Consider the following 7306-nt stretch of genomic DNA (forward strand, 5'->3'; position numbering starts at 1 on the left):
AGTGCCCTTGGCGGCGTGGGTCGCCGCCCGTTAGGAAGCCCCCTCGGCGGGGCGGGCCCCCCCCCCCCGGTGCCCCCGGGGCCCGGGCCCCGGGCCCCGGGGGCCCCCCCGGGCCCCCCCCCGGGGGGGGCCCCCCGCCGTGTGCCCGGGCACGGAACCGGGCCGTGGTCGGTCGCGGCGGGCGACGGTGACGGGGGGCGGGCCCGGGCCCGCAGCGGACGGGGGCTGCCGGGGCCCGGCCCCGCGTACGGCCGCGGTGACCGAGCGGCCAATCAACCGGGCGGCCGACCGGCCGCGCAGCCGGCGCTCAGCCGATGCTGAACGCCCCATCGGGCGGCGCCGGCGACGGCACCGCACCCGCGTCCCCCACCGGCTCCGCCCCGGCCACCCAGTCGTGCAGCGCCGCGCCCTCGACCAGCCGGGCCGGGAACGGGTCGGCCGCGATGCGCCGGGCCAACGCGTCCGTGCTGAGCGGCCGTTGGGAGGCGAGCAGGACCGCGTTGCCGAACCGGCGCCCGCGCAGCACCCCGGGTTCGGCGATCAGGCACAGGTGGGCGAAGGCGGTGGCGAGCGTGGCGGTCTGGGAGCGCAGGAAGGCGAAGGGCGCGCCGTCGGCCAGGTTGGCCGCGTACCGGCCCGCGGGGCGCAGCACCCGGGCGGCCTGCCGCGCGTACTCGACGGAGGTGAGGTGCGCGGGCACCCGCGAGCCGCTGAACACGTCGGCGACGATCACGTCGGCCGAGGCGTCGGGTGCGCCGTCGAGCGTGGCGCGCGCATCGGCCGCCCGTACGTCGATCCCCGTGCCGGGGGCCAGCGGCAGCGCCTCGGCGACCAGGCCGAGCAGCCCGCGGTCGGCGTCGACCACGCACTGCCGGGAGCCGGGCCGGACGGCCGCCAGGTAGCGCGGCAGGGTCAGCGCGCCGCCGCCCAGGTGCAGCACGTCCAACGGCCCCGCCGGCTCCGCCGTGTCGAGTACGTGCCCGAGCCGCCGCGTGTACTCGAACTCCAGGTGCAGCGGGTCGTCGAGGTCCACGTACGACTGCGGGGCGCCGTCGACGGTCAGCAGCCAGCCGCCGGGGCGGTCCACGTCGGGCAGCAGTTTGGCGGCGCCAAAGTCCACGGCGCGGTTCACGGGTATCCGGTCGTCCACTCCCCCATTGTGCTGCCCTGACGGGCCCGCGGAGCCCGGGCCTGGAGCCGGCGACCGATCGCCGGGTGCCGGCCCCGTAGTGGCGGCTGGCACCCGGCGGGCCCGTTCGCGCTCAGCCCTCGGTGGTGAGCACCCTGCCGGCGCCCACCGTCCGGCCGCCGTCGCGGATGACGAAGCGCAGGTCGGGTTGGACGGAGGTGTCCCGGCTGAGTTCGACCCGCAGCGTGAGCGTGTCACCGGGGTGCGGGGCGCTGGGGCGCGGGATGGCGATCTCGCCGTCGATGTGCGCCGTACGGAGGAAGAACCGTGGCCGGTAGCCGGTGACGAACGGGGTGCTCCGGCCGCCCTCCGTGGGGAAGACCTGGACCCGGGCGGTGAAGCGGCGGTGCGGGGTCAGGCTGCCGGGCGCGGCGGCCAGGTCGCCGGGGCGCAGCGCCGCCCGCGGTAGGCCCGGGAGCAACAGCGCCACCGGTTCGCCGGCGGCGGCCCGGTTCCTCCTGCCGGCGCCGAAGGTCTCCACGCCGACCACCGCCGTCTCGATGTCGGGCCCCACGACCTGCACCAGGTCGCCGCTGCGTACGGTGCCCCGTTCGACGGTGCCGGCGATGACGGTGCCCCGGCCCGCTCCCGGCAGCGCCTGGTCGACCGGGAGCAGGAAGGGCGCCTCGGGCTCGCGGCGCGGCGTGGGCAGGTAGGTGTCCACGGCGTCGAGCAGCGCCTCGATGGTGCCGATCCAGCGCGGCTCGCCGTCCAGCGCGCCCCGGGCGCAGACGCGGACGACGGGCGTGGTGTCCCGCGGATAGCCGTGGGCCGCCAGCAGGGTGCGGACCTCGCGTTCGATCTGCTCCATCGCCTCGTCGTCGCCGACGTCGGTCTTGTTGAGGGCGATGACGAGGTGTTCGACGCCGAGTTGGTGGGCGATCAACAGGTGCTCGACGGTCTGGGCGCGTACGCCGTCGACCGCCGAGACGACCAGCACCGCCCCGTCGAGTTGGGCCGCCGCCGAGATCACCTGCTCGATGGCGGCGGCCTCGCCCGGCAGGTCGCGGAGGGTGTAGTGGCGGGTGCCCGTTTCGTACTCCACGCGCGTGCTCTTGAGCGCGCCGCGTGCGGCTGCGTCCAGGGCGCGGTCGCTGCGGGCGGGCGGCACGGTGTCGACGCCGGCGTCGACACCCGGGCCGCGCACCCGCGTGATGGCCCGGGCCAGGGTGGTCTTGCCGTGCTGGGCGTGGCCGAGGACGGCGATGTTCAGGTGCGGCTTGGTACGGGCGAACGGATGCGAGGACATGGGTCCCCTTCCTGGGAGCGGTGGGGCCCTGGCGCGTCTGGGGAACCAGGGGCGGGGCACACGTGGGTGGAGTGGTCCGGCCGTCCCCCGCGGGCGCGCGCCCGTCCTGCCGGGTGTCCGGCCGCCGCGCACCTGGCGGGCGGCGCAGGCGCGTGACGCGTACTGGCGGGGCCGCTGGCAGGACGTGGCGGGCTCGGGGCGGGCGCCTTACGGGGCGGCCTGTGGGTGCGGACCCCTGTGCCGGACCGACCCTCCCGCTGTGGGGTCCGCCGGTGTGGCCGGGAGGGTCAGCTTCGTACGCCGCCGGCCGGGACGGGCCGGGCGGCTGGGACGGGCAAGATCGCGGCAGCCCCGGGCCCGGCCGCGGTTGCGGCGGCGGGCGTGCACGGGACGGAGCGGACCATGGCCCGATCATGGCCCCCGCCCACGGCCTGGTCGAACGGTTTTCGCCGGTCACGCGCGGTCCGCCCGGCGCGGGCTGGACCGCTGACGGCCGTCACGGGGCTGCCGTGAGCGTCGTGGGGCTGCCGTAGGTGTCGTACGGGACTCTCGCCGGTGTCGTACGGGGCTGCTGGAAGCGTCGTAGGGCGCTGCTGGAGGGCTGCCGGGGCCGTCGTGGGAGTGCCGGGGCGGCGGCGTGGAGATGCGGTGGGACTGCCGTAGGGCCGTCGTGGCGCCGCGGTGGGGCTGTGGTCGGACCGGCGCGGGGCTGTGGTCAGGCCAGCGTGGTGCTGCGGTCGGACCCTCGTGGCGCAGCGGCGGGGGCCACCGCGGGCCGTGTCGTGGGCTGCCGTGGCCGCCCCCGCCCCGGGCCGGGCCCCGCGGGCCCCCGCCGGGGGGGGCCCCCCCGCGCGGGGGGGGGCGGCCCCGGGCGACCCCCCCCGGGGCGGCCCCCCACGCCCCGCGCTGGCCTGCGACCCGGCCGGACCGCTGGCCGCCGAGGTGGTGGCGACCTCGTCCGACCCGTACGTCGGGCGCATCTCGCTGGTCCGGCTCTTCTCCGGCACGCTGCGGCCCGACGAGACGGTGCACGTGTGCGGGCACGGCCTGAACGACCGCGGACACGAGGACCACGACGTGGACGAGCGGGTGGGCGCACTGTCGGTGCCGTTCGGGAAGCACCAGCAGACCGTGGCGCAGGCGATCGCGGGCGACCTGGCCTGCGTGGCCAAGCTGGGCCGGGCCGAGACCGGGGACACCCTCTCCGCGCCGGACGATCCGCTGCTCATCGCGGCGTGGGCGATGCCCGACCCGCTGCTGCCCGTCGCCGTCGAGGCGCACGGCAAGGCGGACGAGGACAAGCTCTCGCACGCCCTGGCCCGGCTGGCCGCTGAGGATCCGACGCTGCGCCTGGAACAGAACCAGGACACCCACCAGGTCGTCCTGTGGTGCCTGGGCGAGGCCCACGTGGACGTCGTTCTTGAGCGGCTGCGGGCCCGGTACGGGGTGCGGGTGGACGCGGTGCCGCACCGGGTGGCGCTGCGCGAGACGTTCGGCGCGGCGGCCAGCGGCCGGGGGCGGCACGTCAAGCAGTCCGGCGGCCACGGCCAGTACGCGATCTGTGCCATCGAGGTAGAGCCGCTGCCGGCCGGCAGCGGCATCGAGTTCGTGGACCGGGTCGTGGGCGGCGCCGTGCCGCGGTCCTTCATCCCCTCGGTGGAGAAGGGCGTACGGGCCCAGGCGGAGCGCGGTGTCGCGGCCGGCTACCCGCTGGTGGACGTGCGGGTGACGCTGGTGGACGGCAAGGCGCACGCGGTGGACTCCTCGGACGCCGCGTTCCAGACCGCCGGCGCGCTCGCGCTGCGGGAGGCGGCGGCGGAGTGCCGCATCGACCTCCTTGAGCCGGTGTGCAAGGTGCGGGTGAGCGTCCCCGACGAGCACGTGGGCGTCGTGCTGAGCGACCTGTCCGGACGCCGGGGCCGCGTCGTGGGCACCGAACAGACCGACACCGGCACCACCTCGGTACGGGCCGAGGTCCCCGAGGCGGAAATCAGTCGGTACGCGGTGGACCTCCGCTCCCTCGCGCACGGCGCCGGCCGCTTCAGCCGCCGTTACGCGCGCCACGAACCGATGCCGAGTCATCTCGCCGAGCAGCTTCACGAAATGACCAATAGTCAGGCATAGGGCGCACACCGGCGCGCTCGACAGCCCTCCCGCGGGCGGCTTTGCAGGCGGTGGGGACAGGCGGCACCCGCCACGGATACGCTGAAGGACGGCCCGGCGGCGAGCCGCCGCAGCGCAGGACGTGTGTCGGGAACGGTAGTCGGGAACGAGCCGCAGCAAGGCATGTGTGGCATTGGGGGCGGTAGTGACGGCGGATGGATTCGACTTCAGTCCCGGGGCGCAGATTCCGCTCTCCGGCGCGGCGGGCCAGACGGCGGCGACCCAGGCACTCGCCTCGGCCGCCTACCGTGACAGCGAGGTCAACAAGCTGCTCGACGCCAACTCCGAGTGGACGGTGTCGGAGGTCAAGGCTCCCCGGTTCTCGCTGTTCGAGCCGAACCTCGGGGAGGCGTTCTCCCGTGCCGTACAAGTGCGGATGCTCGGCGGCGCCCGCGGCCAACTCATCCAGTCCTTCGGGATAGAGCCACAGACGGTGGTCGAGCACTGCCTGGCGGCCAACGGCATCCGCAAGACCCGGGACACCAAGCTGACGATCGTCATGGTCGTCTTCGGGCTGCTGTTCCTGCCCGGTGTGCTGATGTGGCTGACCGCGTTCCAGATCCGGCGCACGCTGGCCGGCTCGCAGCACAAGCGGGCCGGCGTGCTGGGCGTGATCCTCGCCATCATCGCCGCGGGTCTGGTCGCCTTCGGCATGGTCAAGGCACCGCTGCACAACATCTGGTGGATCTACGCGCGGGTGATGCTCGTCGCGCCGGTGATCGGCTGGTTCATCGCCAAGCAGATCAGCGAGCGGACCGCCAAGGACCTGCGGGAGCGCTGGAGCGCACTGCTCAGCGGCGGGGGCCTGGGCGCCAAGGTGCCCGAGGCGGTGCCGCGCAACCCGGGCGAGACGGCGGCCGAGCAACTCCGCAAGAACCTGGAGAAGCTCACCGCCGAGCAGCACAGCAACATCGTCTTCTACGCCGGCCCCAAGGGAATACTGGGCATGGGCACCCGCTGGGGAAGCTGGCAGCTCGCCGAGGACCTGATCCCGATCGACCCGGGCAAGGAGATCAACCCGTTCCGTAGCTGGGACGTCATAAAGGCCATCCACGACCAGCTCAAGCTCCTGGAGCGGGGGCCGTTGCACACCGGCGGCTTCCCCACCCCTTCGGTGCGGCACTGGGTCGTCTCGGCGATCGGCGAGGGTGCCAAGTCGGTCGCCCGCGGCGGCAGCACCGAGGAGGAGGGCTTCCAGGTCAAGGGCGTGGAGTTGCAGCGCATCTGCAACGACCAGCAGTTCGACAGCGGCGACCGACACTACCTGGGCGTCCAGTTCGTCCTGTGGGACGGCCAGCTCGTGATCACCATGCTGATCACGGTGACGGTGCTGCACAAGACCCTGCGCATCGAGGTGACCGGGCACGCGCTCGGCCCGGTGCACCCGCTCTTCACCACCAAGCCGTCCCCGAAGACCAAGACGGTGAACAAGACCGTCAGGTTCTGGGAGACCAAGAGCATCCCGCAGCCGCTGGTCGAGCCCCAGGAAGTGGTGCGGCTCGCGGTCCGTGCCCCGTTCACCTGGTATCCGCCGCTCCTGGACTACCTCGGCGGCAAGCTGAGCCTGCCGGAGCCGTTCGGCCTGCGACACGCCTGGGCGGACAAGCCCTGGCGGCACCGGTTCATGGCCGATGACGCACTGCGCGCCGCCACCCCCGTACTGCGGGTGGTGCACGACGCCGCGCTGCGGGTGCTGAACGACAACGGTGTGGACACCGACCGCTTCGACAAGCGTTCGCTGGCCCTCAGCGGCGCGGTGCAGGACGCCTCGCCCCGCAAGGCCGACCTGTACGACGCCTGATCTGCGACGCCTGCTCCCCCGCCCCGGGCCGCATTCCGCCCGGCCGGGCCCCAAGCGCCGACGGCCCGCTCCCGCAGCAGTGCGGGGGCGGGCCGTCGGCGGGTACGGGCGCGGTGCGCGGGCGCTCGGCGAGCGGGCGCGGAGCCGGGTGAGCGGGCGCCGGGCCGGGTGAGCGGGTGGCCGGCAAGCGCCGCGACTCAAGTCAGCGGCCACACCTCGGCGAGCAACTGCCGGGTGTCGGCGAGCAGTTGGGGCAGTACGCGGGTGGTGGCGACGATGGGCATGAAGTTGGTGTCGCCGCCCCAGCGCGGCACCACGTGCTGGTGCAGGTGGGCGGCGATCCCGGCGCCGGCGACGCTGCCCTGGTTCATGCCGATGTTGAAGCCGTGCGCGCCGGACGCGGTGCGCAGCGCGGTCATGGCGGCCTTGGTGAACTCGGCGAGTTCGACCGTCTCGGCCGCGTTCAGCTCGGTGTAGTCGGCGACGTGCCGGAAGGGCACCGACATGAGGTGCCCCGAGGTGTACGGGTAGAGGTTGAGCACCGCGTACACGTGCTCGCCGCGGGCGATGATCAGGCCGTCCTCGTCGCTCTTGGCGGGGATGGTGCAGAACGGGCAGCCGTCATCAGCGCCCGGACCGGTCGGCTTGTTCTCGCCCTGGATGTACGCCATCCGATGCGGCGTCCACAGGCGCTGGAAGGCGTCCTGGGTGCCGACTCCGATCTGCTGCTCCGGCTCACTCGTCATGCGCGCCAGCATATTCCCCGGTGGGAGCGGAATGCGGGGCGGGCCCGGGGGGGGGGCCCCGGGCCCGGCCGGGGGGGGGGGGGGGTGGGGGTGAAAAAAAAAGGGGGGGGGGGGGGGGGGGGGGTGGTGTGTTAGGGGGGGGGGGGGTGAGTTTAAAA

General features: G+C 74.6%; 4 protein-coding genes and 1 pseudogene. 2 read left to right on the forward strand and 3 right to left on the reverse strand.

The features are described 5' to 3' along the window. Window positions 1-307: 307 nt before the first annotated feature. Both AAHZ94_RS24905 and AAHZ94_RS24910 read right to left on the reverse strand, forming a co-directional pair. On the reverse strand, window positions 308-1150 hold the full coding sequence (locus tag AAHZ94_RS24905; protein WP_349995371.1) for a spermidine synthase: 843 nt from the start codon (window positions 1148-1150) through the stop codon (window positions 308-310). Window positions 1151-1262: 112 nt separating this feature from the next. Next, entirely contained in the window at window positions 1263-2438 is a 1176-nt protein-coding gene (locus AAHZ94_RS24910; protein WP_349995373.1) for a GTP-binding protein, read from the reverse strand. A gap of 888 nt (window positions 2439-3326) precedes the next feature. Here AAHZ94_RS24910 and AAHZ94_RS24915 point away from each other — a divergent pair. Both AAHZ94_RS24915 and AAHZ94_RS24920 read left to right on the forward strand, forming a co-directional pair. Continuing rightward, window positions 3327-4562, forward strand: a pseudogene (locus AAHZ94_RS24915) (EF-Tu/IF-2/RF-3 family GTPase); the annotation flags it as partial. A gap of 184 nt (window positions 4563-4746) precedes the next feature. Further along, window positions 4747-6402 carry an AbeC-like domain-containing protein gene (locus AAHZ94_RS24920; protein ID WP_349995374.1) on the forward strand — a complete coding sequence of 552 codons (1656 nt, stop codon included), beginning with the start codon at window positions 4747-4749 and terminating at the stop codon, window positions 6400-6402. A gap of 197 nt (window positions 6403-6599) precedes the next feature. Here AAHZ94_RS24920 and AAHZ94_RS24925 read toward each other — a convergent pair whose 3' ends face one another. Further along, the gene (locus AAHZ94_RS24925) at window positions 6600-7160 is read right to left on the reverse strand and encodes an HIT family protein (RefSeq protein ID WP_349995375.1); all 561 of its coding nucleotides are present in this window, start codon (window positions 7158-7160) and stop codon (window positions 6600-6602) included. Between the last annotated feature and the right edge of the window lie 146 nt (window positions 7161-7306).

Source organism: Streptomyces sp. HSW2009, assembly GCF_040240285.1.
In the GTDB taxonomy this organism is placed as follows: domain Bacteria; phylum Actinomycetota; class Actinomycetes; order Streptomycetales; family Streptomycetaceae; genus Streptomyces.

Bases quoted from the DNA above. Each gene is read 5' to 3' on its own strand.
- AAHZ94_RS24925 (WP_349995375.1), bottom strand. From the start codon at position 7,160: ATGCTGGCGCGCATGACGAGTGAGCCGGAGCAGCAGATCGGAGTCGGC.
- AAHZ94_RS24910 (WP_349995373.1), bottom strand. From the start codon at position 2,438: ATGTCCTCGCATCCGTTCGCCCGTACCAAGCCGCACCTGAACATCGCC.